Raw genomic sequence first — 26986 nt, 5'->3', positions numbered from 1 at the left:
AGTCATAAAAAAGAGTGTCTTTGTCATTCCGACAAAGACACTCTTTTTATAGGGTTATTGCCAATATCAATGAACTCATAATCTGAAACTTGAAACATTTTTCTATTTTACCTATACGATAAACTATTTGAGTTGTGCTATATAAAGTCGGGCGGGGCGTTTGGCGGGTCGCCCGATTTTTGCGTACTTCGCCTGCCAACCCAGCCTGCCCATGCAACCCGCCGATTTCACCCAACTCCCCGCCGATCAGCAACTCGACACGCTCTACTTTTCGGGCGACATTCTCGCCAACCGCTACGAGGGAGAGAACATTTTTCTGCTCTACAACCTGCGGGATTTCTACGTCGAACTGCGTTACGACGCCTACAACAATAACCTGCATCAGGTTACGGCCTTCCGCGATACGGATAAATTAGAGCCATATTTGCCGTATCTGGCCTGACCAAGCTACGTGAGTTTAGGCTATAATCGACTAACAGAGATCGGTTTTAGACACCCCCTTATTTATTGGCTTTGAGGGCTGTCTTTTTTCGCTCGGCTACTAGTAACTCATCGTCGGCCCCATCTGTCCTGACTTTCTTAATTATAGCTGCCGCTACCTTTCGGCCCAATTGCAGACCTACCTCATTGTCGGTGCGGAAATGAATACCACCCTGAAAGCGGGATTCGGCCCCATCCTTTGCTCTTTTCTCGAAGTAGGCTTTTTCTGCCGGAAAGAAATACGAATACAGCCCGGCCATTACACCACCCGACATGGCATGGCCCGAAGGATAGCCGGGGAAGGGTGGGGTGAAAAACAAAACCGGTCGGTAGGTTGTATCGAACTGATCCGGGCGGATGCCCCAGTAGGCGTACTTCGCATCGAAGCAGGCTACAAAGCCGTCATAGTAGCCAATCGCCCCGATGGCATATAGCCGGGCTGCCCGTGGTGGGTTCAGGTGAAGATTATACTCGAACATCTTTTTGCTGAGTACATCCTCCCATTGGCTGGCAAAATAAAATGCGTTGGCCGTGGAGCGAAACGTCGGTTTAAATTTCCTGAGTTCCTCCATTTCTTTGGTAAAGTCAGGTGGTGGACCCGGACGAAACTGGCTGCTGCTATCCAGCACTACGGTTTTACTACGGCCTGCAAGCGGGAACATGGGTTTTTTCCCTTTCCAAAATCCCGGGCCTTCCGGCATCTTTCCATCCCATGCCGTTTTAGGCGCAAAATCTTTCGTGTACGCGATCTCTTTTTGGGCAATCCGTTTGCCCAGATCAAAGCCCGCACGGGTATCGCTGGGAAAGGCCGCACCGGCTGCAATCCGTGATGCCATAACCCGTTGTGCCATGCGATTGACAGAATCTGCCAGGGAAGGATAAAAATGCGCGATGAGGGTGGCTGCCACGCCAGCCGCTACAGCATGCTCGCAGGGATAGGAAGGGCTATCGGGTTTCAGTACATAAGCCTTTACCCGGCTATCCGCAGCAAAAGGACGGGGCCGTTTATAGGCATATTTGGTATCCCAGGCGGCAACGGTAGCATCGTAGGTGGCTACGTTCAGCAACATGTTTGCCAGGGCACCGTTAGTGGAGGTATCCGTCATCCATAATTTATTTATCATGTCCTGCCAGCGGTAACTGGGTGCGCCTGCATTCCAATAGATGATCTGCTGCAGGGTAGTAGAGTCCAGGTTTTGTTGCCGGGTAAGCACCTGGGCAATTTCCTCTTTGTAGGAAGAGGGTGGTGGTAAACGATAGGCCTTGCCTGACGGGATAAACCAGGTTTTCCAGTTGCCAGCCGCAGGTTCCACCTGGGCCTGCAGGTGAGTGGCCACGAATAGTGTGGCCACGAAGAGGAGTAATGTCTTTTGCATAAACTGCGTTTTTTTATGCAAGACTATCTAATTAATGAAAGCAGGGAAAGCAGGCATCAATAAACAGCGGATTAGGGTAAACAAACAACATCATTAAGCCCATCATCGAAAAAAATGGGTAAACAAGTATGACGTATGCCTATAGACGAATACAGAGCAGCGATTATTGATTGACTTTTTTCGGTTATTTATTGACGATAAGGATAACTCTGTAGTTTACAGCATTTAAGGCGGATGATTTGTCGGAATTTATCATATAACTAGCAGGATGAAGTTATCAATCGACAAAGCAAGGTTTCAATTGTATTTATGGATTGGGTTAGGCTGGACATTATTGTGGCTGTTTACATACCTTGTAAATGATACGAAGACATTTCTTTTAAGAGTGCCAAATGAAGTTTGGCGGAACGTTTATCTCGTTGCTGTTAATTTTATCTTGTTTGAGTACACCTGGCCCTTTATACTTAAGAAGAGAAAATACCTCTTTTTCAACATCATTATCGGCCTTTTTCTACTTTGGATACACATGATGTTCATTTCTTATGGCTTGTATGCCTGGAGACAACTGGGTATTCAGCTACATATTTATATGCCTTTCAGAATAGATACATCCCTATCACATGCTGTCGCTTATCAAACGCAGGGTGGTGTAATGGCTCTTTTCTTTTTTGGAATAATAAGCCATATTTATGATTATAGAAAATTAAAACAAGATACACAACAGCTACGTATTGAAAAACAGGAAGCCGAATTAAACTATCTGAAGTCACAAACAAACCCGCACTTTTTATTCAACACATTAAATAATATTTATTCATTAGCAAGAGATAAGTCCGACTTAGCTCCAGAATCAATTTTACGCCTGTCTCAACTCCTGCGCTTTATGCTCTATGAAACCGGTGGGGCGTATATAGCCATAGAACAGGAACTGAAAATTATCAGTGATTATATTGCCCTTGAAAAATTGCGTTACGACGACTCGTTACAGGTCAATTTTAACTATGACATTGACGATATGAAGCAACCCTTACCGCCCCTGTTACTGATTCCATTAGTTGAAAATGCGTTCAAACATGGTGTTTCTGAAACAAGAAATCAACCCTTTGTCGATATTCACCTCTCGGCTGATCAGCAGCAGTTACATTTTTTTGTGAAAAATTCTACGGAAGACTATCCTGAGGAACGGAATGTTAAAGAAAATATTGGTCTTTCTAACCTGAGACGGCAATTAGAATTGCTCTACACAGATTACAACCTATCTGTTCAACAAGGCGAATCTGTCTTCACAGCTACGCTAAACATTAATCTTGCAAGCCATGTCTAACCTTAAATGCATCATAATAGAAGATGAGCCATTGGCTGTAAAAATTTTATCGGATTATATTTCTCAGGTACCATTCCTGGAATTACAGGAAACATTCAAAGATGCCATTCTGGCAATTGACTATCTGCGGGATACTCCTGTCGACCTTATTTTTTTAGATATTCATCTGCCTAAATTAAAAGGTGTAGCGTTTTTAAAAACACTTAACCAGCCACCTGCGGTAATTATGACAACCGCTTATCATCAATACGCAGTTGAAGGCTTTAATCTGAACGTAACCGATTATCTATTAAAACCAATTGATTTTGAGCGGTTTCTATTAGCCGTAAATAAAGTAAAAACAGCACAAAGTGAAAAACAGCAACCGAATGAAAGCCCGGAGGTAAAAGATTTTATATTTCTAAGTGTGCAAAAAAAGAAGGTAAAGATTTTGTTCTCAGAGATTGTTTATATCGAAAGCCAACGGGAGTATATTAAGATCGTTACGATAAAACAGGAATATCTGTCGAAAATGAGTACGCATGAAATTGAGGAATTATTGCCGGCAACTCTTTTTAAACGAATTCACCGGTCTTTTATCGTTTCAATAAGCAGAATTGACTCCTACACCGCCGAATTAGTTGAGGTCAATGGCGTATCTATTCCTATTGGCAGGGGCTATAAAGATTGTATAGAAAACTTGTAGCGGTTGATGGCAACCCCTCCCTCTTTCTAACAGAATTGTATCGACTCGTCCGGCTTTGGTGAGGCAGAAACATATTTAGCCTGATTAAATCCGAATCTTCGCCCGCACCGCATTCAGCCATAATTCCCGGCCTTCGCAGTTCCAGTGCGTATCGCTTTTCAGATAGGGTGAAGGTGTCGCCTGTTTGTACACTTCATGCGTTTTGATCGGGGGCACCCGCAGCCGGGGATTATCCTCAATCCGCTCGATGAGGTGATTATAGTCGCTCCGGTTTGTTTCCAGAATGCTCGCTTTGTTGGGAATGATGGACAGATAAACGTCATCAAAACCAAGCTGCCGGTATTGACGGGCTACGGCGTTGACGCTATCTGCCAGCGCATTGACTTCACGATCGGTCAGGCGGGAAAACGATGAATTCAGGACGTTGGCTGTGTCGGTATCGCTGTGCAGAAAGAGGTGTTGCCGATTTTTCGACAGACTGACGCTGGCATTTTCCCGCTCGAACCAGTCTAACGTCAATGTCGCTTTGAGTTCTTTAAACCAAAACGCCCAGTCGTGGCTGAACAGAGTCGACTCCAGCCGCTCTTCAATATCGGTTCGGTGAACCTCTTTGCGGAATCGCTGAACTAAGGTAGGTCGTTTTGTGGGCACCTGGTTCGTATCGGCTGCGACAACAAATTCGTGAACAGGCCGGGCAAAATGCTCGCGAAAGTGCCGCTCGACGGATTCAAGCAACAACACATTTCGTTTGGTGGAGTCAAGCTGGATTCGCTGTTGATTGTCCCACGCAACCCGCTGAAAATGACTGACTCGAAAGTCGGACTGGCTCAACCGTTGTGGTTCCGTAAAACTGTCGCCAATCAGGTAAAGATGTGTCGATGCGGTATCGCTCGCCCGATTAGCGGGCGAACAAACGGGCTGCGCCAGTTTAAACGGCGCCAGCGCCGAAAGCCGGTACAGGTCGCCAAACCGATAATCGTCAGCAATAACACCCGCTTCATAGAGCCAGTGCGATACCGTACCTGACAAGCCACCACCCCAGAGAACGAGCGCAATGGCTAAACCTACATAACGAAGAAAACGCATGTGTATAAAAGCATAGAGCCTGGAGCGCGGAACAGGGCGAGGCTAACCCTGCCCCATGCGCCCTGCCCCATGCTATCTAAGTCGAATACTAAATAACTGAACGGCCTGTTGAGCGCCACTCAGAATATATAACTCATTGGTGCGCTCATTGAATTGCAGCGCCACCGGAAAGTCGCTTGGAATAGGATGGTCGCCAATGATATGGCCATTCAAATCATAAAGGGTTGTAAAACCACCTGACTTAACGCTAATTAGCTCAATACCCGCGCCAAGCCGGTGATAGCGGACATTATTGCGGCCCGATTGCAGCGCCCGTACATCGAACCGGCGCTGCCCCTGCTGGTCCAGCACAGTTACCTCAGTGTCGGTCGTTAGCAGCAGCAGCCAGTTGGTTTGATCTTCATCGGGAAAAAGTCCGAATGAGCCGTTACGGACGGGGCTGTAGAGTTGAGTCCGTTTGGCAATCAGCCCGTTTGTCGTTAACGTTAGCAGTTGACCGGCATCCGTAATGGTCTGGATCGCTGAACGGCCAGCCGGTAGTAGAGCGGGACCTGCAAACCGAACTTCAGGCTCTTCTTCGTTTATTCGCTCGATTCGGGTAGGGAAGTGCGGGTATTGCGTGCCATTTTCCCGCCAGTAGTTCAGCGTGCCATCAGCCTGAATCGCCAGCACATTCATACCCCCCGGCGTAACCAACACTTGAAAAGGCAACTGCAGGGCGCCTTTGTGGGGGGCCGTCATTACCCGGACAAACGTCCGGCGCTGGCGGTCGAGTGCGTAGATATGCCCGTCATGGTGAGCCACCAACGCCACCAGATTCCGTTGCTGACTGCCGCGTGGCCGGGCCAGATACGATGCATCGATGCCTTTGGGCAGGGGAATTGCCTGAAGCGCTACTTCTTTCTTGATTCGTACCGGATCAGCAATGTACAGCGTCCGGTCGGTCATGAACAGGTATTGCAACCGGCCATTGTTCAGAAAGTCGACGCCCAGCGCATTGCTGCGAATGGGGCCGTCGGTGTTGTTTTGCACCAGTTTGTCGCCTTCGGGCGTTACCAGCACGAATTGCCCGGCGTTATTCTGGGCGTAAAACTGGGCTGATTTATCGCTCAGGTTGCCCGTTACGATGGGGGACGAAATCAACGGGGCGTTGAACTCCGTTTTCTTTTGCAGGAGTAATTTATTAAGAATGGCCCCGCTGGCCCGGTTCGTCGTGCGACCCAGGACAACGGTAGACTGAATGTTTTCGTTACCGTAGCTGGCCTGATACGCCATGTTTTCCAGATTGGCCAGGGCCGGGCTACCCGTTATTGGGTCGGGTTGGGCGAGCAGGTTTTGCCAGGCGAGGGGCCAGGTTTCAGGCACCATCGTCTGCGCCCGATTCAGCCGGACAAAGGCGGTGAAATTGGCAGGGCGAAGGGTCGTTGTCAGTAGTTCGGCCTGGCGTTCATCGGCCGTCCAGACCGATCCCCGCTGAAGTTGCTGTAGATAATCCTGAAGGGCATCTTCGCTGTTGGCCACAATAAGCGACGAACCGTGCTGGGTTATCCAGCTTTGCGGAAAGCCCAAAAACAGGCTGCTGAATAAAGACGCCGGTAGTTCGGGGATGTTAAGCAGCAGGAGCTTATGCCCCAGAAAATCCTTCGGCGGATTGGCCGTTCTGGCACCCGCCCGATAAGCTGCCTGCTGATAGGCATTGGTTACCTGTTTTCCATTCTGCGTGGTCAGAATCAATACCTGACGGGGCGCACCCGTTGGCGATTCTAATCGGCAGAGCAGCAAATCACTGCCCAACGACTGGTAGAGCGCTTTGGTAGCTGGTTCAATCTGACTAAATCGATCGCGCAGGAAATCGCTGGAGGCCGAACCCAGCAACCGGCTCAGTGAACTCCCAAACCGGGCAGGGTCGCTGATGCCAATGTGGTAGAGGGTAGCCGTTGTTTGCGGAATCAGATTGGCATGTTGAATGCGCTGGGGTGTCTGGCTGGCAAATAAGGCGGCAACATCGCGCCGACCGCCAATTTTATCGACGGCGTATCCGATCAGATGAGACTGAGAAGCGGATTGCCGGAATTGCAGGTTTATTTCTTCGGGCAAAAACAGCCGCACCAGCGACCCGACATTACTGAACAGTGACTGGAGCACTTCGGGCCTTATCAATAACCCTGCCAGGTGTTCCGAATCTCCCTGAAAATCAGGCTCCGACTGCGCCAGTTTCAACGACTGGTGCATCCGTTTGGCAACGTTCTCAATCAAAATTCCTGACACGCTGCCCACCAGAAAACCATCTGTCAAAATGAACGATCCAATGGGTTCATTGGCTCTGGATACCAGGTCCAGAATTTTTTCGCCTGAAAAGGTATGGTTCAGAATTCGATACTGCCGGGGGTTGGGGTTGGTTAGCTGGTTCAGGAAGGGCTGATCGGTATCGGAAATCGGAATGTAGAAAACAAAATCAAGGGTTGTCGTTGAAATCTTGTGCAGGGAGTACCGTACATTCCGACCGGATATAAACCGCAGTACGGTGGCCGTATCGGTAGTAGCATACAGAAACCGGTCGAGTCGCTGACGGGCTTCATCGAAGACGGGCACCTGCCGCAGCGACATTTGGGTTCGCAGCGTCCGGGCTGAAAGGGTATCCTGCAAACGGTCACTGGCCAGCATCAGTAGAGCGCCCGGCGGAATCAGCTTTCCAACGGTACGTTCTTCGGGGACCAACTGTCGATAGCCAAACCAGCCACCAAGCAGCACAACCACCGCACCAATGCCAATCCAGAGACGTTTTTTCATGTAATAAGTTACTACTCGCTAACTTACTATTTTTATTTCCCCCACATCGCATTCGCGGTTTCAGGGAAGGGCATCGTTACTTCGGGAACATTGGCCGCTACGCGGTTCGCCCATTCAACCCCCTGCATCAGCGAGTGATCCTGGTTGCTGACCTCGTATTTCCAGGCACCGAACCGCCCCCGCGAATAAATACCGAACGGCTCCAGCCTGGGCAGAACCGCTTTCAGAATGCCATCCCGCTCCACCGACGGTGTTGGATAGCCGTAGTCGAAGGCCATGTGAAAGGTCGAAAGCACATCGTCGGCGGAGTCGATGAGCTGGTCGTCAATCAGGGCGCGAATGGTGTCGTCGATCAGCGTTTCCCGATTTACCGGCTTAACCGACGATTCACTCGTTTCGGTCATTAACGACCAGTTCTGACTGATGTCGGGAACGTTATTCGGACTGTAATTCGAGAATACCGTTACGCGGTAATAGGGGCTGTTGTATTCCGGAAAATACATCCAGCACATTGTTTTCAGACTTTCTTTGGGCTTGCCTTTCAACCCGATACCGACCACGTTGGTTGAGGAATGCTTCAGGCCCTGCGCGGTCTGAACCGTTTCAGGGCTGAGTCCTTCCACCCGTTGCGTAAACAGATCGAGGGGCATGGTATTCAGCAAATACTCGTACTGAATTTCGTCGCCGTTGGCCAGAACAATCTTCTTTTCCGGCCCAACAACGCTCTCGACCGTCGCATTTAGTTTGATGTACTCGCGGCCAACCAGGTCGCCGACCGACTCCCAGATGCCGCCCGTGCCGCCATGTTTTGGGAATTTAAACGTACTATTGGGGCCCCACGAAAAATCGTCCGTATTGAAGATGATGTTTTTTGTAACCCGTTGTAAGTCAGTGACCGCCACGCGTTCGCCCACCCAAACGGCGTTCATGTCCTCGGGCGGATAGGCCCAGACTTTGAAGTTATAGGGAAACATAAACGTTTCGGCCAGGCCCGACCCGAAGGTAGCCAGAATCCACTCGCGGAAGTTGGCGGGCTTCTGGTTGGTCGGAAACTTATAGTTGTGAATAATGCCTTCGAGGCACTTCCACATCGTTTCGGGCGTGAGGTATTTGATGTTGTTCTGGAATGGATAGGGAACAAATCGGTTTTCGATCCATACCCACGATTCGCGCTGGTGACTGAGCCAGCCATCTTCGCCCAGAGCTTTGAGCATCAGGTCATCGAAGTAGTTGTAATGCGAAAACTGCACATGCCCACCCACATCCCAGGTAAACCCCTTGTCATCCACAAAACTTTTAGACAATCCCCCAATGCGATTCTCTTTCTCTAAAACAATAAAGTCGGTGATACCTAACTCTTTCAGGCGGTATGCGGCTCCCAGACCCGTCGGGCCAGAGCCAATGATAACGTATTTATAGTTCATCAGTCAAAGCCCCCGACCCCCGAAGGGGGCTATTTTTAACGTAGAGTAAAGCCCCTTCGGGGGTTGGGGGCTTTTTTTAAGCGGTTACCGGCTCAGGTGTTTTGAGTGCTTTAACCTTGCTCCCCAGCTCAAAGCGAAACTGAGCCAGCTCTTTAAAACTCTGGATACACACTTTCAGTAATTTCCATTTCAGAATAGAAACCGTACCCGTAACCCGTTCCTTGTGCGTGATGGGAATATCGAACGTGTTGAAACCCGCTTTTTTGGCCATAACCGCCAGGAAAATATTGGGGGCGAAGGGGGTTGGCGTGGGCAGTTGCGCCAGCAATTTTTTAAGGAACGTTCCCCCAATCAGCCGGAACGGAATATTGCTGTCCATGATATAGGTTCCGTAGATGAACGCAATGCTAAGCCGCAGAATCCGGGTGATAATCAACCGCGCCGGAGCATCGTATCGCTCTTCGCGGTAGCCCAGAATAAACGGCGACTCGTTGCGTTTAGCCCATAGTTTACCAAAATCATCGGCAATGAACTGGTCATCGCTATCGGTCTGAAAAACATAGTCGGAATCCAGCGCGACGGCCTGCCGGTAGCCATTGACAACGGCATTGCCATGACCCCCGTTGGGCTGATGCACCACCATCAATTTCGGGTAGCGATTCTTGATCTGATCCAGAATGGCTCCCGTCTTATCGCGTGAGCCATCATTGACAACAATCAGACGGGTGTTTTCAGTAGGAAACTGGCGGGTCAACAAATCGGTCCACTGCTTAACAACAGTTTCAATAACCTCTTCTTCGTTGTAAGCCGGCATGACAATTGACAGCAGTAGACTCATAAGGTATTACTAATGAATAACGATTAATGGATAATGCAGATCGTTGACAGATGAAAAATGAACAAGTGCGCCATTCATCTAATCGACTGCCTTATACCGTTCATAAAAAGACTGGCAAATATACAAAATAGTTGACCAGTAATGCCGTAACTGCCGGCTAGCTTATTAAGCGGGCGGCCTGCAAACAGGCGGTTGTGGTCAATAGGAAAAGCGGTCTTTCAGGTTGTTAATTGGCTTTTCGATCAAAAACCATGACACCGTTGCCAGCAGAACGGTCAGGGTCAGATAAAACGAAAATTGAAAGAAGTAGGAGCTGTTGAGGAAGGGTAACACGTCGGTTATCCGGTGCCAGGCGCGTACTGTAACATGCCTTGGCTGGGTATGGAAAACGTTGAAGACAAAGTTATGAAAGAGGTATAATCCGTAACTGATGCGGCCCATATACTGGCTGACCGGATTTTCAAGCACCCACTTCATGGGGCCTTTAAACCCAATTACAGCCCGGCCTATCAGGAAAAAACCGATGAACGACGCGGTGAGCCGTTCCCATACGTCGGACAAAACATTATGATGGCCCACCCAGCCGCGAGGATCGGGAATGGCCGGGAGAACCTTTGCCAGAATCGTAACGGTAGCGAACAGGGCAATACTCACCCAAAGCCAGATGGATAGGCTGAAGACCAGATTGAACCGGTCGCGCTGGTAGAGCCACCAGAACGCCATAATCGCGCCCAGGCCGAACGAGTCCAGACAGGCGGGCATCGTCACGTAGCCAATGAACCAGGGCATCCGGGCGCGAAAAAGAACATATCGGAGCAGAACACCCCCCACAATCATCAGACCGGCTGTGAGCGGTACCCACCGGCGGGGTACAAAAAATAGCAGCAGCGGAAAGAATAAATAGACCTGCTCTTCAACGGCCAGCGACCACAGGTGATCGACCGTACCCATCCAGGTGCCGTAATACGCCATGTACAGGTTGCTGGCGTAAAGGGCCAGCCAGCCGATGGTTCGGCGCACGGGCGGCTCATTAACGAGGTACAGGACAAACAGCGTCAGGTAGTAGATCGGAAAAATACGAAGCGTTCGGCGGATGTAGAACGTTTTGAGGTATTGGCCCAGCCCACCATTTGGCTTGTTGCTCAGTTTGTCCTTGCTCGACAGCAGAATGCGGGTGATGAGAAAACCACTCAGCACAAAGAAAATAGTGACCCCCAACGCGCCCAGCGGCAATTCAAGCCGGCCAACCATCCAGTGATCGAACAGGACCATCCCAACGGCAATGAACCGGATACCGTCTAACTGCTGAAGGTGGTTCAGCGTCAGGCGGGCGGGTGTGGCTACAGGGACGTTCGGTTGCATAGGAGAAGTCATGGGTAGTTGAGTACTTACCAGTTCTTGGTTGGTTTTGCCACTGGCGGACCGGCTGATAGGATGGTTTGATGCGTTGGATGCAACTTATAAGTTCCAGCATCTAAAACCGTCAAAACGAATAATTGATAGCTTCCGGCATCCAGTTCGGCGTCCAAAAAGTTGGCTTTGAACCCGGCTGAAAACAAATTCAGCGGATTAAATCCTGCCTTCCCAATTGCCTGCCGATTCTGCCAGACCGGAAACAAATACGTTCGTTTCGCTGAGCGGGCCAATAGATAGGCCCCTGAATCGCCTAAGCCCGATGTGGGCAGGGTTGTATTTTTTACCGAGAATCCGTTCGCCGTTCGGGTGACCTGTAAATCGGTTGTCGGTTGGCGGGCAGGACCATAAATCGTCGGTAGGGCTGCGTCGTAGAACGCCGGTACGGGCAGGGTGTACTGCTTCGACACCGGGTCTGAAATAGCAATGGGCCGGTTGGTGGAATGTGTCGCGTTGAACTGAGTGGTGGTCATCCAATGCCGCCACCAGATTGTCTCATCCAGAAACGAGCCATACGAAAGACTCGCAAAGACCACACCGGCTGTTATGCCGATTCGCATCAGCCATCGGCTTGTGCGCCCATCCAGCGTTGCAACGGCATACACATACAGGAGCGAAAGCAGGGTTATCGAGTACAATTTATACCGGCTCGTGATGAGTATGTCGATGCCAAAACCCGTTCGGGCCAGAGCGACAACTGCCGCTGTAGCAAGTATAAATCCAGCACAACCCCAAACGAATAAATCGCGGGATGGTATGCCGTTTCCTTTCTGTAGCGGGGTTATTTTAGGGCTTATTACATGCCGAACGGCCTGCACGATGGCGGCTCGGTTAGTCAAAATTCGTATGGCCACGACGCCCAGCGTTGCCAGCGTCATCAGCCCGCCAAGCAGTATGCAGGCGTTCAGGGCCGAACGGATCGGCAACGCTTCGGCGGCTGCTCCCATAAACGCAAACAGACCTTTCAGTAAATCCAGCACCATAGGCCGCTCATACACCGTGTCGGCGGGTTTTTCAAAACCGGTGAAATATAACCCGATAACTACGCCTGCCCCAATTAGCCAGCCGATGAGTGGCCGAAGCGCCCGGCGGTCGTTATCCGTTTGGTAGTCGGGCCGGCGAAGTGCCAGCAGGACAAAGCCAATTGGCCAGACGACGAGGCCATTGCCACTGGTAAGGGTTGCCAATACAGCCGCAACGAAGGCAAGGCCCCATTGTTTCGTATAACTCAGGAAATAAATGGCGGCAACAACCCATAACACGACCGAGAAATTTTGCAGCGCGGCCATGCCCCAAAACATATTTTCCCAGTGCGAAAGGTTGAAAATGAGCAGGGCTACCGGAGCGGCATAAATAAGCGGTCGCCGGGCCTGGCGCAGCACTGCTGCGAATACGGCCACCAGCCCAGCCAAACTCAGATTGCCGACGAACATCAGGTGAACGTAGTTAAGCTTACCAAACAGCCAGTAATCAAGCGTCGTGACGATACGATCATACACGATCCGGTGTTCGTTATGTTGCTTGAAAAGCTGATAAATTTTGCCGGAAAGTGTTGTTTCCTGATCAGAATAGAATAAAAAAGCGCGTAGCGCGTGATCATCCCATTTGGGGACGTTTAGCGCATATTGCTGCCAAACCGACGCAAACACAATCACTGGCAGTGCCAGCCAAAACCATCCCCATGCGGCCATCCCCCACAAAGATTCAGTCTCCTCCGGCGGGTGGCTGCGTCGATAAGACGATTGGAATTTGTCGGTTGTTGGTAGCAAACGGATCGAAAGATTAGTTCGTGAAGGACGCTAATTGCCGGGCTATGCTGGCCGGGTCAAGCCCTGATAATTGCTGGTGGTATTTCTGGTCGCCATACAAGCCATTGGGATAACCCTGCGCTGATAAACTTACAAAATGGCTTGGCGCGGCACCATCGGCTAAGAGTTTGACGGCTAACTGTTGCGCCAAACCACCCACTGATACGTGTTCCTCAACGACCAGCAACGGTTTGCCCGCCCAGCGGTGTGCCAGATCGGCAGGCAAATCGAGTGGGAGATTCGTGGCTGTAAACACCTCGAACTGACCCGCCAGCAACTCATCGGTCAAGGCTGTCAGAACATTGGCCGCAACGGGACCCAGGGCCACCACCGTGCCAATGGAGGCCGGGCTGCGAACAATGTGTTTAAACGAACCATACGTTTCGGCACCGTCGGGCGTGTTGGGTCCCGCGCCCAGCCTCAGGTACGTGGGGCGACCTTCGGCCACAATCTGGTCGAGCATCGGCGCTACTTCGTCAGCGAAAGCCGGGATGTAGGTGTTCACATTCTGGAGACTGCTCAAACAGGCTAAGTCTTCGATGGCGTGGTGGGTGCTGCCCATGATGCCATAGCCATAGCCTCCGCCATTGCCGACCAGAAACACCGGCATGTTGTGCAGGCAAACATCATTGCGGAACTGCTCCAGACACCGATACACCACAAACGGAGCAATGCTGTAACAAAATACCTTATAGCCTTTATAGGCCATGCCAGCCGCCACGCCAACCATATTCTGCTCGGCCACGCCCGCGTTGATGAAGCGCGGTCCCAGAGCATCGACCACGTTTTCGAGGGCGGCATAACCCAGGTCGCCGGTGATGAATACCACTTTATCGTCGTCCCGCCCGATTTTCTCGATGGCGGCTGAAAATTCTTTTCGCATAGTATATAATGACAGCGGCCAGACCGTCTGTTTAATAGATTAGAATCGTGTCAGGATTAATTTCCAAATAAAATGACTCTTCCAGGTCTAATCGCTTAATTAACTCCAACTGGCTCCTGAACAACTCTATCAACCTGTCATTGCTGATATTACCTAAGCAAACCCGAATCAGTTTACGGGGCGTTTTCTTCAATAAATAAACGTTTCGGAAATCAGTGTCTTTTGTTATAACAATGTAATCGTTCTGGTCAGCATATTGACTTATCATACTATCAGGCGTGGACGAACCATTTAACACCTGATTCATATGAACTGATTCTGTTCCGTATGTTGCCAAAAACTTAGATAAGCGAATGGGCATGTGAACGTTGCAGATAAACTTCATTAAGCTGCGGCTGTTATCTGACCTGATAAAAGAATTCGGGCATAGTTCAGACAGGCCGTAATGTCCTCTCGTTCCAGTTCAGGATGGTCGTCAAGAATATCACTAATGGTCATGCCTGACCCCAATAAGTCAAGCACGACTTCAACGGGCCACCGCATTCCTCTAATGCAGGGCTTCCCATGACAGATAGTCGGGTCAATAGTGATACGATTAAGTAGTGTCATACAGCTAATAACATTTATACAAACTTACTTACTCTTCCGCTGCTCAACCAGCGTACTGATTTCAGCCGCTGTTTTATACACCCGCTCGCCTTTACGAACCATTGTTCGGATAAATTTCGGGCGTTTTTTGGTCTCCTCAAATATCTTGCTGATATACTCGCCTAAGAACGAAATACCCAGCAGGTTGATTCCCCCGAAGAACATCACCAGAATAATAACGGTCGATAGGCCGTAGGGCGTATTCGGGTCGAAGTTGAACAGCCGCGAGATAATCTGCCAGAAAATACCAAGCATTGACAGGCCCGTCAGCACAAAACCAGCATAGGTCATCAACTCTAAGGGCGCGAAACTAAAGGAGAAAATAGCTTTCTTGGCCCACCAGATGTTCTTGGTCCAGTTGTTGGTCGATACGCCAAACATACGTTCGGGCCGTACATAATCGACGCCCGTTTGTTTGAAGCCAACCCACGCCCGTAAGCCCCGCAAAAACTGCTCCGTTTCAGGCAGGTTGACCAATTCGCGCACCACCTTCCGGTCGATAATCGAAAAATCGCCCGCATCGACTGGTATATTGATGTAAGCCGTTCGTTTGAACAGGCGGTAAAATTGTTTGTAGAAAAAATGGACGTGCGCGGGCATTTCGCGCTGCACCCGAACGCCGTAGACCACGTCGAAGCCTTCCCGCCATTTTTCGTAAAACTGCGGAATGATTTCGGGCGGGTCCTGCAGGTCGCCATCCATCAGCACAACCGCATCGCCCGTCGAGATTTCCATCCCGCTCAAAAACGCCGACTGCGACCCGAAATTCCGCGAATGCTTAATGGCAATTACGTTCGGGTCTTTGGCGCAGATTTCGTTCAGCACCTCGTCGCTGTTGTCAGGCGAGTTGTCGTTGACGAAAATGATTTCGTAACGAACCTTTAGTTCATTAAAGGTTTTCACCAGCCGCTCGTACATGAACGGAATGGCCTGCGCGTCTTTGTAGCAGGCAATTATGGGCGAAATGACGGGGTTGAGTGTGGGCGTCTGAAAGGCCGGGATCACCCGGTTTTCGTACTCGTGGGTTATCTGCCAGTTGGCGGTTTGGCGAAGTCCGTCACCGAGCGAAGTGGTTGCTTTCCAGCCCAAATCGGCTTCGGCGGCTGTCGGGTCGCCATACCAGTCGGAGAGGTCCCAGTTGCGGTTGGTCATACTGCCCCAAACGGGTTCCTGCGTCAGCCCGAAGGTTTTCCGGGCCACCTCGACCAACTCCCGCATGGTTGTTTTCTGCCCCGTGGCAATATTATAGGACCGCCCCCGAATGTCGGCATTGACCCGCAAAGCTGCCTGCACGAATGCCCCCACGCAATCGTCGATGTAGACAAAATCGCGGCTAATGTCGGGCGAAACGAGGGGTGGTAGCTGACCTTTCCGGCTCTCTTCGACTAAGCGGGGAATGAGCCGGTCGGGTTCTTCCCAGCCCCCGTAAATGGAATACAGCCGCAGGTTGAGCGTGTTCAGGCCATGCACCTTCGCGTAGTAGTCGAGCGTGTAAGCCGCCGACACTTTCGAGACCGCATAATGGCTGTTGGGTTCAACCCGGTCGGTTTCTTTGGGCGCGGTGCAGTTAAACCCGTATTCTGAGCTGCTGCCGGCATGGATATAGACCATTTCGGTAGTGCAGTTTTCGAGAATATTGACCGTACCCAGCACGTTGGTTTCGTAGGTCAGGCCAACGTTCTTCTGCTTACTGTAGGCACCATAAGCCGCCAGATTGAAAATCGTTTTGGGCTTAATCTTACCAAAAACATCCTGCACGGATGTTTTGGACAGAATATCGCAGTGAATAATGTTCTCAGCGGGTACGTCTAAGAGTTTGAGTCGCCAGGCTTTGGTGGCATCGTGGGTCAGCGCATACACATCCCTGCGGCTGCGGAAGAGTTGCTCAAACAGGTTGGCACCGATGAAGCCACTGGCCCCAAAAACGACGATGGGGCCATGAAGGCGTGTACTTTCAGAAGGTAGCAAATTAGGGACAGACTGGTTCATTCAGGCCGCAATATTACGGCAAAAGGCTTGGATTGCCTTACTAAGGACTTCGTTTTGTGGGTAAGGTAACGTGAAGTAGGGATTCAAAAGCACTTCCAGTTGATGCCGGTGCTTCGGTTAGTGTAGGCTAAGATACCGGCAGATAACGCTCCTGAACATCGGCGCGGGCCTGTTCATACTGGGCCTCGGTCATGGGCAGGTAGTGCCATTCGAGCCGGTTTTCCATGTAGGATACGCCCTTGCCTTTTACAGTATGAGCAATCACCAGTTTTGGCTTGCCATTCGGGGTGGCAGTCAATCGGTCGAGGGTGGTGAGTAGTTCCTCAATGTTATGCCCGTCGACTTCGACTGTGTCAAAACCGATGGCATTCCAGGTGCGGGTATCGGCGGTGTCGCCCAGCACATCAGCCGTGTTACCAAAGCCCTGCAAGCCATTTTTATCAACCAGCACAATCAGGTTATCCAATTGATTTTGAATGGCAAAATGGGCGGCTTCCCAGGTGGTGCCTTCGTTGGTTTCACCATCCGACATCAGCACAAACACGCGGGAGTCATCCCCCAGCAGTTTACCCGCCTGCGCCATGCCCGTACCAATGGGTAGCCCGTGCCCCAGCGAACCTGTCGCGAACGGAATGCCCGAATGCTGGTTGGGAGCCGGGTGAGCAGGTAACGTCGTGCCGTTCAGGTAATACGTAGCCAGCACCTCATCCGAAATCTCGCCGAGGTGGTTCAGGCAGGCGTATAGCGAGGCAGCCGCGTGGCCCTTCGAGAGCAGAAATGTATCCTGTTCCCGTTTACGTAATACCAGCGTGGCAATCATCAGGTCGATGCAACTCAGGGAGCAGCCAATATGACCGGCATGCGCCTGGTTGTAAAGACTTAATAGCTTGAGTCTCAGTTGTCCCTGTAGCGTTTGCAGGCTGGTTATGTCGATGGTCGAAGTCATGGTTGCTTGTATAAATGAATAATGTGTAATGGATAATGCATAATGCATAATGCATAATGATTCATCCGTCTGGCATTATGCATTATGCATCACACATTATTCATTAATAGTTGTTAATCGCCATAGCGATAGGTTGTGCCCTGAAAATCAAAAATAGTAATTTTTTTATCGGAATGCCCTTTTTTCAGGACAATCCGGTCTGGTTCATTGGGGTCTATCCGCTGAATGTATTGGGCATCTTCGGGCAAATAAACGTTTACTAATTGTGCGTCAATGAGCGTTACCGGCGAGAAGGTTTTGTCCATCTTCTCCGAATAAATCTTACGTTTTCTATTCGGATACAGGATGGTATCGCCGGGGGCATACAGTTGTTTCAGTTGTTGTGCTGCCGACCAGTAGGGGTTGGCAATACGGGCTTTTTCAAAGTAGGTGTACTTAGGGGCTTTGTCGGCGTAAATATCGCCCAATAATTGGCCAATGTGTGCCAACTGAATCAACAATACCGCAGCTATCGGCAGGGCAAACCACCAGCGGAGTGCGGGCAATTGTAGCAAACCCATCGCCACCACAATGCAAACGTAGGGGAACGAAAATCCCGAATAACGCTGCGTTATCCCAAACGTATGCCCGGACTGCCAGGCCATGAATAATAGAAACAGGGTTGGCACGAATGCCAGCAGCACCAACAGCACAGTCACCCGCTTTTGACTCGCATCGGTGCGGTCGATGACATACCGGCCAATCAAATACACAAACGGTATCGCCACCGACAGCACCAGTAATCGAATGGGGAGCACTGTATAAAACGGCAGGCCCCCCAGCAGCAGCAGAGGCAGCGCAACATACACCCAACCAGGTGGTTTGGTCACCGTCCAGTAGCGGTGTATCAGCACGGCGGCTACACTGCCAAGCCCTAATGCCAGAACGGAGTTACGCAGACCCGTCAGCACCCCCCCCAGACCGTTGGTGACGATGAATAAATCGGAGAAAATAGGAATGCCCCGAACCGCAATGTTGGGGATGGTGGCGGGCAGGATAATCCCAAATGGACTGCCTATTGGATTCGTCAGGGCGATGTTACGGTAGAAATTTCGTTGGTATTCAAGTGTAAAAAGGGTGTATTTGCCCCCCCCAAATAAAAACCACAGTGACACGAATCCTAAACCCATGGCCGCTGTCAGGCCCAGGGTTATCCAGGCGCGGCCATTGCGGAGGTAGAGCAGGGCGTAGAGACCATGACAGAGAAATACCGTAACGGTCAGGTAATGCGAGAGCACCGCCACCACAAAAACAACGCCATACGCGACGTAAAGCCAGAATAAAGAAGGTTTTATTGAGGAAGATGAATGGCCCGGCGACGACCTCTCCCGAACGCGCTCCATAATCAGCAGGAAGATATGGGTGGCCAGCAGCGTCAGGAAAAACGTCATCGAATAGTTGCGGGCGATATGGCTGTAGGCCACAAAAAATGGCTCGACGGTCGCAATGGCAGCGCTGATGAGAGCGAGCCTATCGACCGACTGATTCGTGAGCGAGGATGACCCGCCCCGGCCCGACCGGAAATGTCGCCTGACAAACACGAACAACAGCCAGACTATCAGTGTGCTGAAAATGACCGAGGGCAGTCGGAGCGAGGTGTCGCTGAGGCCAAAGACTTCCAGCCACAGCCACAACACGCCGTAGTAGGCCGGGCTGTTGCCAATGTCGCCCCGGATGTTGGCTTCAATAAAATCGTTAAACGTTTTGGGCTTCCAGAATTCAGCCGGGGTGAAGTACGGTTTGCTGAAAACATCCCGCTGATTGAAGCCTTCCAGCACAACGCCCTGACTAATGAGCAGGGTAGATTTCTCATCGAAATAAATGCCATACGTACCAACTCGATACAGGCGAAGCCCCAGGGCCAGCACCAGCAGGGTGCTTAGCAAAATCAGGGTATTGCGGGATAATGGAGCAGACATTGGGCCAAAACTACGCGCAAAATCCGGGTTCTCATAGTTTCAGGATGGTGAATTCAACCCGACGGTTTTGTTTGCGCTTCTCTTCGGTTTCGTTGCTGGCAATGGGTTTGCTGGGTCCCCAGGCCTTTGTCTGGATACGATTCTGGGCAATTCCTTTGCTCAGCAGGTATTCTTTCACCACCCGAACGCGGTCTTCGGAAAGTTTCATGTTAGGTTCCCAATCGCCCAGATTATCAGTATGTCCCTCAACCAGCAGTTCCATCGTCGGGTATTTTTCCATCATCGTCACCACCCGGTCAAGCTCATCATTAGCGCCGGGCAACAGCGCAAACTGGCTTTGCTGAAACAGCACTTCCCGCATCACGATTTTCTGATCGGCCTCAATTTTCACTAAGTACAGGTTGCGCCGAATGTCGCGGAATCGTTTGTCTTTGCTCAGGTCGAGGGTTTCGGTGGTGGTGAAATAACCTTCCTTGCTGGCTTTCAGCGTGTATATTTTCTGGGTGGGCAGAATCAGTTTATACTCGCCGGTTTCAGGGCTGTAATCCGCCTTCATTAACTCTTTGGATTCGCCAAACAGAGCCGACACAACTTCGGAAGCAACAGGCTTTTTGCTTTTTGAATCGAGCACCTGCCCCGATATGATGGCCACCGGGTCGGGTTTGATGGCGGGGTAAAGCTTTAACCGAAAAATATCATCTTCGCCCAGCGAACCCGCCCGCGAACTCAGATAGGCGAAATCGCCCGAGGCCGGAATGGTAAAATAACCGTCCCATTCGGCCGTATTGATGGCCGGGCCGAGGTTTTCGGGTTCGCTCCAGTTGCCCCAGGACTCATCGAGCCGGCGGCTGACAAAAATATCGCCATCGCCATAGCCCGGATGTCCTGCCGACGTAAAATAAAGCGTTCGCCCATCGGCCGCTAAGAACGGCGAACTCTCAAATTCGGCGGTATTGATCACGTTGCCAAGCGACACCGGCTCCGACCAGGCATTGCCGGACTTCTGAAGCGATACGTATAGATCACGGTTTCCTCGCGTGTCCCGGCGCTGCACTGCCAGAATAATGGCCCGTCCGTCGGGCGAGACGCAAAATTCCAACTGGTTTTTTTCGTGCAGGTTGTAATTGTTGGCAATGCGGCATTCGACCGGCTGCGACCAGCCCGCTTTGGTTCGGGTGGATTTAGAAATGCCGAACGACATGCCGCCATCGGGCCGATACACATTGATGAGGTAGGCTGTACGGCCATCGGGCGCCATGCCGCTAATGGCGTTATCGCCCGCATTGTTGATGGGAGACCCAATATTGGCAGCCTCGCTCCAGCCCGGCGGATTGCCGCTGGCGGCTGACTCAAGGGTTGAAAACCAGACGTCCTGGCGGTCGGGTGCACCAACGTTGGCTTTGTTGAAATTACGGGTAAAATAAAGCGTTCGGCCATCGGGTGAAATCACGGGGGCAACTTCCTGCCCGGTCGAATTGACCGTTTTGCCCAGATTTTCCTTCTGAATTTCTTTGGGCGTATTCTGCGAAACGTTGATGCCAACCGTAACCGGCTTTGTATCCTCTGAAATGCCAATGGCATCAACCTGATTAATGCCTTTCAGTGCTGCCCCATTGAGCACAACTTTAACCTGATGGCAGAGAAAAACCGAATCTTTCAGGAAAATCCGCAGCAGTGGGTCGGGCCGGGCCTGTGTAGTTGTGGCCTGATAAACGATATGTTCAGCTTTTTTTTCGTCGACAACGATGACCTTCACGACGGCCCCTGGATTCACATTTTCGGCGACTACGATCTGCCGGGCACGCATGGGTTGAGCAAATCCTACCTGAATCCACTCATCGGCAACGCCGTCGGCGTAGAAGGGCGCCCAGGCACAGGCTGTCTCGCCCAGGGTTGGCACGCGGCTTGGACGCCCCAGGGCCTGCGAGGCCCGGTACTGTTCGCCGGTGGGTTCACCTTTTTTCTCCGACGATACGCTCACAACACGGTTTGCCCACTGCACCGCGTTGCGGTCAGTCGTTTGGGCCTGGCCAATGGAGCCGTTTACAATAGCCATAAGGCCCGTCAAGATGCGCCAAACTCGCATAAACAGCAAAACGATGAGTTAAAAGCCCCTTTCGGGGGTTAGGGGCTTTAAGTTAAACAAAAAATCAATTTGTCAGCACCCGATATTCCCAGGGTTTGAGGGTAACAACCATATCTGATTTCAACTCAACGGGCTGATGACTGAAAACGTCGGTATAGGTTCCGGCGAAGCCATCGCCCGTTAGCCGAACTGTTTGTGGTACACGGCTTAAGTTCAGCACTACCGTGACGCGGTCGGTGTCGCGCTGTCGATAAAACGCATACACTTTGTCGTCGTGATCGGTCTGGATTTTCACGGCTTTCCCGCCGGCCCGGCCATTCCAGAGGGCCCGATTCCGGTGTTTGAGGGTCAGCAGGGCTTTGTAGAAATCATTTTTAGCATAGTTTCCCCAGGCGATGCTATCTTTCTCGAAAAAAGCCAGCCGTTTGTTCAGATCCGATTCCATGCCATTATACACCAGAGGCATGCCTTCCAGTGTGCTGCTCAGGACAATAAATGCATCGGCTCCTGCTCCAAACGATTCGAACAGGGTGCCGTTATGAGTGTTTTCGTCATGATTCTGGGTAAACAGCATCTGGTAGTACCAGGCGGGGAACCGCTCCTGATTGGCCCCCCGCAGGGAGTCGATTTTGTCGGCAGTGCGTGCTCCTTTGGCCACGGCTTTCATCATGGTATGCATGCTCCAGCCGTAGTTCATGTTGAAGCATTTTCTGAACTGATCGGGTTCGTCTTCCCACTCGGCGAGCATAAATACGGTTTTGATTTTGTCTAACTCAGGGCGAAGCTCAGCCCAGTAGTCGGTTGGAACAAACCCGGCCACATCGCAGCGGTAGCCGTCGATGTCACACTCTTTCACCCAATATTTCATGGCCTCGGTCATGCCCTTCCGCATATCCGGATTGTTGTAGTTCAGATCGGCTACATCGGTCCAGTCAGTGGGTTTGCCCGTTTTGGGGTCAACGGGCGTAGTCATCTTCCCATTTATCTTCGTGTACCAGTCGGGGTGCTGGTCAATCCAGACATGGTCCCAGCCGGTATGATTGGCCACCCAGTCCAGAATAACCCGCAGCCCCAGCGCATGGGCCCGGTTAACGAGTGATTTAAAGTCGGCCAGCGTCCCATAAGCGGGGTTGATGGCGTTGTAGTCGGCGATGGCGTAGGGGCTGCCCAGCGAGCCTTTTTTATTTTTCTGACTGATGGGGTAAATGGGCATCAGCCAGACAATATCGACGCCCATTTCTTTCAGGCGGGGCAGTTGCGCTTCAACGGCTTTAAAGGTACCCTGGGGCGAAAACTGACGGGTATTCACTTCATAGATGGTTGCGTTTCTGGCCCATTCCGGCGCGGGCGGAGCCGCTAATGCTGTCGTGTCGGCAGATGAACGTCCATTTTCATCCTTCGGTGTATTCCGACAGGCTGTTGTTATCAGGAAGGCGCATACAAAAAGGGCCAGATGTGATTTCTTCATAGATTGACGCGTACTGGATTCAACTAAGGTTAAGACTTGCAGAAAAAGAAGTCAGGCAACAAGGGGGTGAAGGCTGTTTTTCAATTGGCGGACAGCCGCTATTGGATCATCCGATCGGAAAATCGAATTGCCGGCCACCAATATATCGGCTCCGGCCTTTACTAAGCTCTGGGCGTTGTGTTGACCCACTCCGCCGTCAATTTCAATCAGAGCCGTTGACTGATGAGCGATTAATACCTGTTTTAACATCGCTACCTTCTGCAGGGTATGGGGTATAAACGATTGGCCACCAAAACCTGGATTTACGGACATGATCAAAATAACATCAATTTGTTCCAGAATGTGCTCCAGGCCCGCAACCGGTGTGTGTGGATTCAGGGCGACACCCGCCTGGCATCCCCGTTCGCGGATGTGGGTGAGGGTTCGGTGCAGGTGCGTACAGGCTTCATAATGCACATGAATGACCGAGGCCCCACCCTCGGCGAAAGCGTCGATATAGCGGTCAGGATCGGTAATCATCAGGTGAACATCCACTGGTTTCTGGCAGTGCCGCCGAACGGCCTCCAGTACTGGAAACCCGAAGGAGATGTTGGGAACAAACACCCCATCCATCACATCGAAATGAAGATAATCGGCCTCGCTCCGGTTAATTAACTCCAGATCGCGTTGCAGGTTGGCAAAATCGGCTGCCAGCAGCGAGGGCGCAACAAGAGGCTGGTTCATGACGTATGTGAAACGGTAAGGTGTCAATGGGCTGGAAAACAAAGACTTATTGAAGGCCTGTTCTTTATTACCTGCTTTTTTATCCTGTAAAACTAATGTTTTTTTGCTTGAACGAGGAAACAAACCCAATATTGCCAGAATAGTCGTTGGTGGTAAAGTTGTTAGTTAGTAGTCGAGGGTGATTCGCAGCTAACGAAACTGCACCACTGGTGTGGCCCTCACAAACGACCAGCGACTACGGACTAACAACTTTTTTATGACACCCCACGAACGCATTGCCGACTTAACCGACCGCCTGAATCGGTATAATTACCAGTATTATCAGAACAGTAGTTCGGAGGTAGATGATTTCACCTTCGACCAACTGCTGGCCGAACTAACTGAACTTGAGCACAACTACCCTGAATTTCGCCAGCCCGATTCGCCAACGGCCCGTGTGGGTGGCACAATCAGCAAAGAATTCAAAACGGTCTACCACCGTTTCCCGATGCTGTCGCTCGGCAATACCTATTCGGAAGAGGACCTTGTCGAGTTCGACAAGCGGGTGCGGAAAGGACTTAACGGGCAGGACTACGACTACATCTGTGAGCTTAAATTCGATGGCGTTGCCCTCAGCATGACCTACGAAAATGGCGTGCTGGTGCAGGGCGCAACCCGTGGCGATGGCGTTCGTGGCGACGACATTACCAACAATATCCGCACCATTCGCACTATGCCCTTACGCATAGAGCCGGGGGCAGGGAGCGTGGAACTGGGAGCAGGGCAAATGGCTATCGACTTTGGCGATGCAGAGTCCCCTGCCCCGCGCTCCCTGCCCCCGGCTCTGTTTGAAGTTCGGGGTGAAGGTTTTTTGCCGCTTGCCGAGTTTGAGCGGATCAACAAAGAGCGCGACGATATTGGCGAACCGCTGCTGGCTAATCCGCGCAATGCCGCGTCGGGAACCTTCAAACAGCAGGATTCGGGCGCTGTCGCCAAACGTCGGCTCGATTGCTACCTGTATTCGTTTCTGTCCGACACCGATGTGTTCCAAACCCACGAAGAGAGTCTGATTGCTCTGAAACAATGGGGCTTCAACGTGTCGCAAACCTGGCGAAAATGCGCCGGCATTCGGGATGTGATGCTGTATATCAGCGACTGGGAAACCAAACGCTTTGCGTTGCCCCTCGGCACCGACGGTATCGTTATCAAAGTGAATCGCTACGACCAGCAGCGCGAACTGGGATTCACGGCCAAAAGTCCACGATGGGCCATCGCCTTTAAATACAAGGCCTTAGCGGCCAACACCACGCTGAACGACATTCGGTACCAGGTCGGTCGCACGGGGGCTGTCACGCCCGTTGCCCTCCTGACACCCGTATTGCTGGCCGGTACGATTGTGAAGCGGGCATCGCTGCACAACGCCAACGAAATTGAACGCTTAGGGGTGATGATGCACGACACCGTTTTCGTCGAAAAAGGCGGGGAGATTATCCCAAAAATAACGGGCGTCGACCTTGCCCGGCGTACCAGCCAAAGTCAGCCGATTGTTTATCCAGCCACGTGTCCTGCCTGCGGAACTCCGTTGGTCAGGAAGGAAGGCGAAGCCCATTTCTATTGCCCCAATGAACGGGGATGTCCTCCCCAGCGGCAGGCCCGCTTCGAGCATTTCATTCAGCGCCGGGCCATGAACATCGAAAGCCTCGGCGAAGGGAAAATTCAGTTGCTCATTGACCGGGGCTTAGTGCAAACCCCCGCTGATCTCTACGACCTGACAAACGACCAGTTGCTGGGCCTCGAAAAAGCATATCCCGACCGTGACAGCGGTGATGCCATGACAACGGACCGGGCACTCCGACTGGAGGAATCCGGCAAAATACGCGTAGTAAAGTTTGGTCAGAAGACCGTCGATAATATTCTGACGGCCATCGAACGCTCAAAAGGGCAGTCGTTTGCCCAGGTGCTTTTTGCGCTCGGCATCCGCTACGTGGGCAGTACCACCGCCGAGCGGATTGTCGATTACTTTGGCAACATAGACGACCTCATGAAAGCCCCTTTCGACATGCTGGCGGGGGTGCCGGATGTGGGGCCGCGCATTGCCCAGAGCCTCGCCGACTGGTTCGCCGACGCCGACAATCGGGTATATGTCGAGCGGCTGCGGGCGGCTGGGCTGCCGTTTGTGGGCGAGAAAAAGGTAGTCGAGCAGGAAGGCGATGCGCTGGCGGGCAAAACGTTCCTGTATACCGGTACGTTTGTCAATTTCAGCCGCGAAGAACTCGAAGATCGGATTGCGGCCCATGGGGGAAAAGTACTACGTGGCATTTCCAAAAAACTAAATTACCTGATTGTAGGCGAAAATGCCGGACCCTCGAAGGTTGAAAAAGCGCAGAAACTGAACGTGCCGCTGCTTAGCGAAGATGAGTTTATGGCCATGCTTGAGGTGTAAGCAGTAATAGCACTGATTCTGCTATCTTTGTGCACTTATAAGCCGTTAACTAATGGAAGCGAACACCAGTTTTGATGAGATTAAAGTTGTTTTAAGGCAGATTGCGGAAAGTCAGAAAGAAACTGACCGAATTACAAAAGAAAACGCCAAACTGATTGGCGGGCTTGGCGATAAATTTGGTTCGTTTACAGAAGGCATGGCCTTTCCGTCGATGGAAAAGACATTGCGGAAGCAGTTTGGCATGGAGACCATCAGTACCCGTGTGCGAACGCGAAAAGAAGGAAAAACACAGGAGATTGATGTGCTTGGCTACGCCAATGGTACTGTAAATACGGTGGTGATTGTAGAGGTAAAGAGCAATCTGCGTGAACGGGACATCGACCAGATTAAGGATATGATTGATAACTTCGCTTACTTTCACCCCGAACACCAGGGAAAAAAAATGCTTTGCCTGGTGGCCTACGTTGAGGCCAGCAAAGAAGCGAAAGCAGCCTTGACAAAGATGGGTGTGATGCTGGCACGTATCAATGACGATGTAGTTGAACTGGCTAATCCCGAAGGATTCACGCCCCGCGACTTTTCACAACCGGTGGCTGCGATTTAAAACTCAATTTCCTGCCTAATTTCCCGTAACTTTGC

21 protein-coding genes are annotated in these 26986 nt (G+C 51.3%); 5 read left to right on the top strand and 16 right to left on the bottom strand.

Annotated elements, in window-relative coordinates; translation table 11 throughout:
• Positions 1–211: 211 nt before the first annotated feature.
• Positions 212–442 (top strand): hypothetical protein, encoded by a 231-nt coding sequence (locus ACYVI1_RS01730; protein WP_460906053.1) that lies wholly within the window; start codon positions 212–214, stop codon positions 440–442.
• Between the two features lie 58 nt (positions 443–500).
• Here the strand turns inward: ACYVI1_RS01730 and ACYVI1_RS01725 are convergent, their stop codons facing one another.
• Positions 501–1856: a phosphatase PAP2 family protein gene (locus ACYVI1_RS01725; protein ID WP_460906051.1), complete on the bottom strand. Its 1356-nt coding sequence runs from the start codon at positions 1854–1856 to the stop codon at positions 501–503.
• 268 nt (positions 1857–2124) lie between these two features.
• On the opposite strand from ACYVI1_RS01725, the gene ACYVI1_RS01720 reads away from it, so the two are divergent.
• Together ACYVI1_RS01720 and ACYVI1_RS01715 are read left to right on the top strand one after the other, a co-directional pair.
• The gene (locus ACYVI1_RS01720; protein WP_460906049.1) at positions 2125–3180 is read left to right on the top strand and encodes a sensor histidine kinase; all 1056 of its coding nucleotides are present in this window, start codon (positions 2125–2127) and stop codon (positions 3178–3180) included.
• Positions 3173–3865, top strand: a complete 693-nt coding sequence (locus tag ACYVI1_RS01715) for a LytR/AlgR family response regulator transcription factor (RefSeq protein ID WP_460906047.1) — start codon at positions 3173–3175, stop codon at positions 3863–3865. The genes ACYVI1_RS01720 and ACYVI1_RS01715 overlap by 8 nt, the downstream gene beginning before the upstream one ends.
• Before the next feature lie 84 nt (positions 3866–3949).
• Here the strand turns inward: ACYVI1_RS01715 and ACYVI1_RS01710 are convergent, their stop codons facing one another.
• The 15 genes from ACYVI1_RS01710 to rpe form a co-directional block, all read right to left on the bottom strand.
• Entirely contained in the window at positions 3950–4951 is a 1002-nt protein-coding gene (locus ACYVI1_RS01710) for a hypothetical protein (protein WP_460906045.1), read from the bottom strand.
• A 72-nt stretch (positions 4952–5023) separates the two neighbouring features.
• Positions 5024–7741: a hypothetical protein gene (locus ACYVI1_RS01705; protein ID WP_460906043.1), complete on the bottom strand. Its 2718-nt coding sequence runs from the start codon at positions 7739–7741 to the stop codon at positions 5024–5026.
• A gap of 32 nt (positions 7742–7773) precedes the next feature.
• Complete coding sequence (locus tag ACYVI1_RS01700) at positions 7774–9165, bottom strand: protoporphyrinogen/coproporphyrinogen oxidase (RefSeq protein ID WP_460906041.1); 1392 nt, start codon at positions 9163–9165, stop codon at positions 7774–7776.
• A gap of 76 nt (positions 9166–9241) precedes the next feature.
• Complete coding sequence (locus ACYVI1_RS01695; protein WP_460906039.1) at positions 9242–10003, bottom strand: glycosyltransferase family 2 protein; 762 nt, start codon at positions 10001–10003, stop codon at positions 9242–9244.
• Positions 10004–10201: 198 nt separating this feature from the next.
• Positions 10202–11365, bottom strand: a complete 1164-nt coding sequence (locus tag ACYVI1_RS01690; protein WP_460906037.1) for an acyltransferase family protein — start codon at positions 11363–11365, stop codon at positions 10202–10204.
• A 26-nt stretch (positions 11366–11391) separates the two neighbouring features.
• A complete protein-coding gene (locus tag ACYVI1_RS01685) occupies positions 11392–13185 on the bottom strand; it encodes a hypothetical protein (RefSeq protein ID WP_460906035.1) in 1794 nt (597 codons plus the stop codon).
• 13 nt (positions 13186–13198) lie between these two features.
• Complete coding sequence (locus tag ACYVI1_RS01680; RefSeq protein ID WP_460906034.1) at positions 13199–14107, bottom strand: transketolase family protein; 909 nt, start codon at positions 14105–14107, stop codon at positions 13199–13201.
• Between the two features lie 31 nt (positions 14108–14138).
• Positions 14139–14492 carry a DUF5615 family PIN-like protein gene (locus ACYVI1_RS01675; protein ID WP_460906032.1) on the bottom strand — a complete coding sequence of 118 codons (354 nt, stop codon included), beginning with the start codon at positions 14490–14492 and terminating at the stop codon, positions 14139–14141.
• Positions 14492–14716, bottom strand: a complete 225-nt coding sequence (locus ACYVI1_RS01670; protein WP_460906030.1) for a DUF433 domain-containing protein — start codon at positions 14714–14716, stop codon at positions 14492–14494. The genes ACYVI1_RS01675 and ACYVI1_RS01670 overlap by 1 nt, the downstream gene beginning before the upstream one ends.
• 24 nt (positions 14717–14740) lie before the next feature.
• Entirely contained in the window at positions 14741–16744 is a 2004-nt protein-coding gene (locus ACYVI1_RS01665; protein ID WP_460906028.1) for an NAD-dependent epimerase/dehydratase family protein, read from the bottom strand.
• Positions 16745–16871: 127 nt separating this feature from the next.
• A complete protein-coding gene (locus ACYVI1_RS01660; RefSeq protein ID WP_460906026.1) occupies positions 16872–17690 on the bottom strand; it encodes a transketolase in 819 nt (272 codons plus the stop codon).
• A gap of 113 nt (positions 17691–17803) precedes the next feature.
• A complete protein-coding gene (locus ACYVI1_RS01655; protein WP_460906024.1) occupies positions 17804–19648 on the bottom strand; it encodes a glycosyltransferase family 39 protein in 1845 nt (614 codons plus the stop codon).
• Between the two features lie 31 nt (positions 19649–19679).
• Positions 19680–21734, bottom strand: coding sequence for an OmpA family protein (locus tag ACYVI1_RS01650; RefSeq protein ID WP_460906022.1), 2055 nt, complete (start codon positions 21732–21734; stop codon positions 19680–19682).
• Positions 21735–21798: 64 nt separating this feature from the next.
• Positions 21799–23202: an alpha-amylase family glycosyl hydrolase gene (locus ACYVI1_RS01645; RefSeq protein WP_460906020.1), complete on the bottom strand. Its 1404-nt coding sequence runs from the start codon at positions 23200–23202 to the stop codon at positions 21799–21801.
• Positions 23203–23253: 51 nt separating this feature from the next.
• A complete protein-coding gene (gene rpe / locus ACYVI1_RS01640; protein WP_460906018.1) occupies positions 23254–23925 on the bottom strand; it encodes a ribulose-phosphate 3-epimerase in 672 nt (223 codons plus the stop codon).
• Between the two features lie 256 nt (positions 23926–24181).
• Between rpe and ligA the strand changes: the two genes are divergently transcribed.
• Both ligA and ACYVI1_RS01630 read left to right on the top strand, forming a co-directional pair.
• On the top strand, positions 24182–26347 hold the full coding sequence (gene ligA / locus ACYVI1_RS01635) for an NAD-dependent DNA ligase LigA (RefSeq protein ID WP_460906016.1): 2166 nt from the start codon (positions 24182–24184) through the stop codon (positions 26345–26347).
• 52 nt (positions 26348–26399) lie between these two features.
• Complete coding sequence (locus tag ACYVI1_RS01630; protein ID WP_460906014.1) at positions 26400–26951, top strand: hypothetical protein; 552 nt, start codon at positions 26400–26402, stop codon at positions 26949–26951.
• Positions 26952–26986: the final 35 nt, after the last annotated feature.

The organism is Spirosoma areae (assembly GCF_054781775.1).
This window is presented reverse-complemented; position numbering and strand designations above follow the sequence as displayed.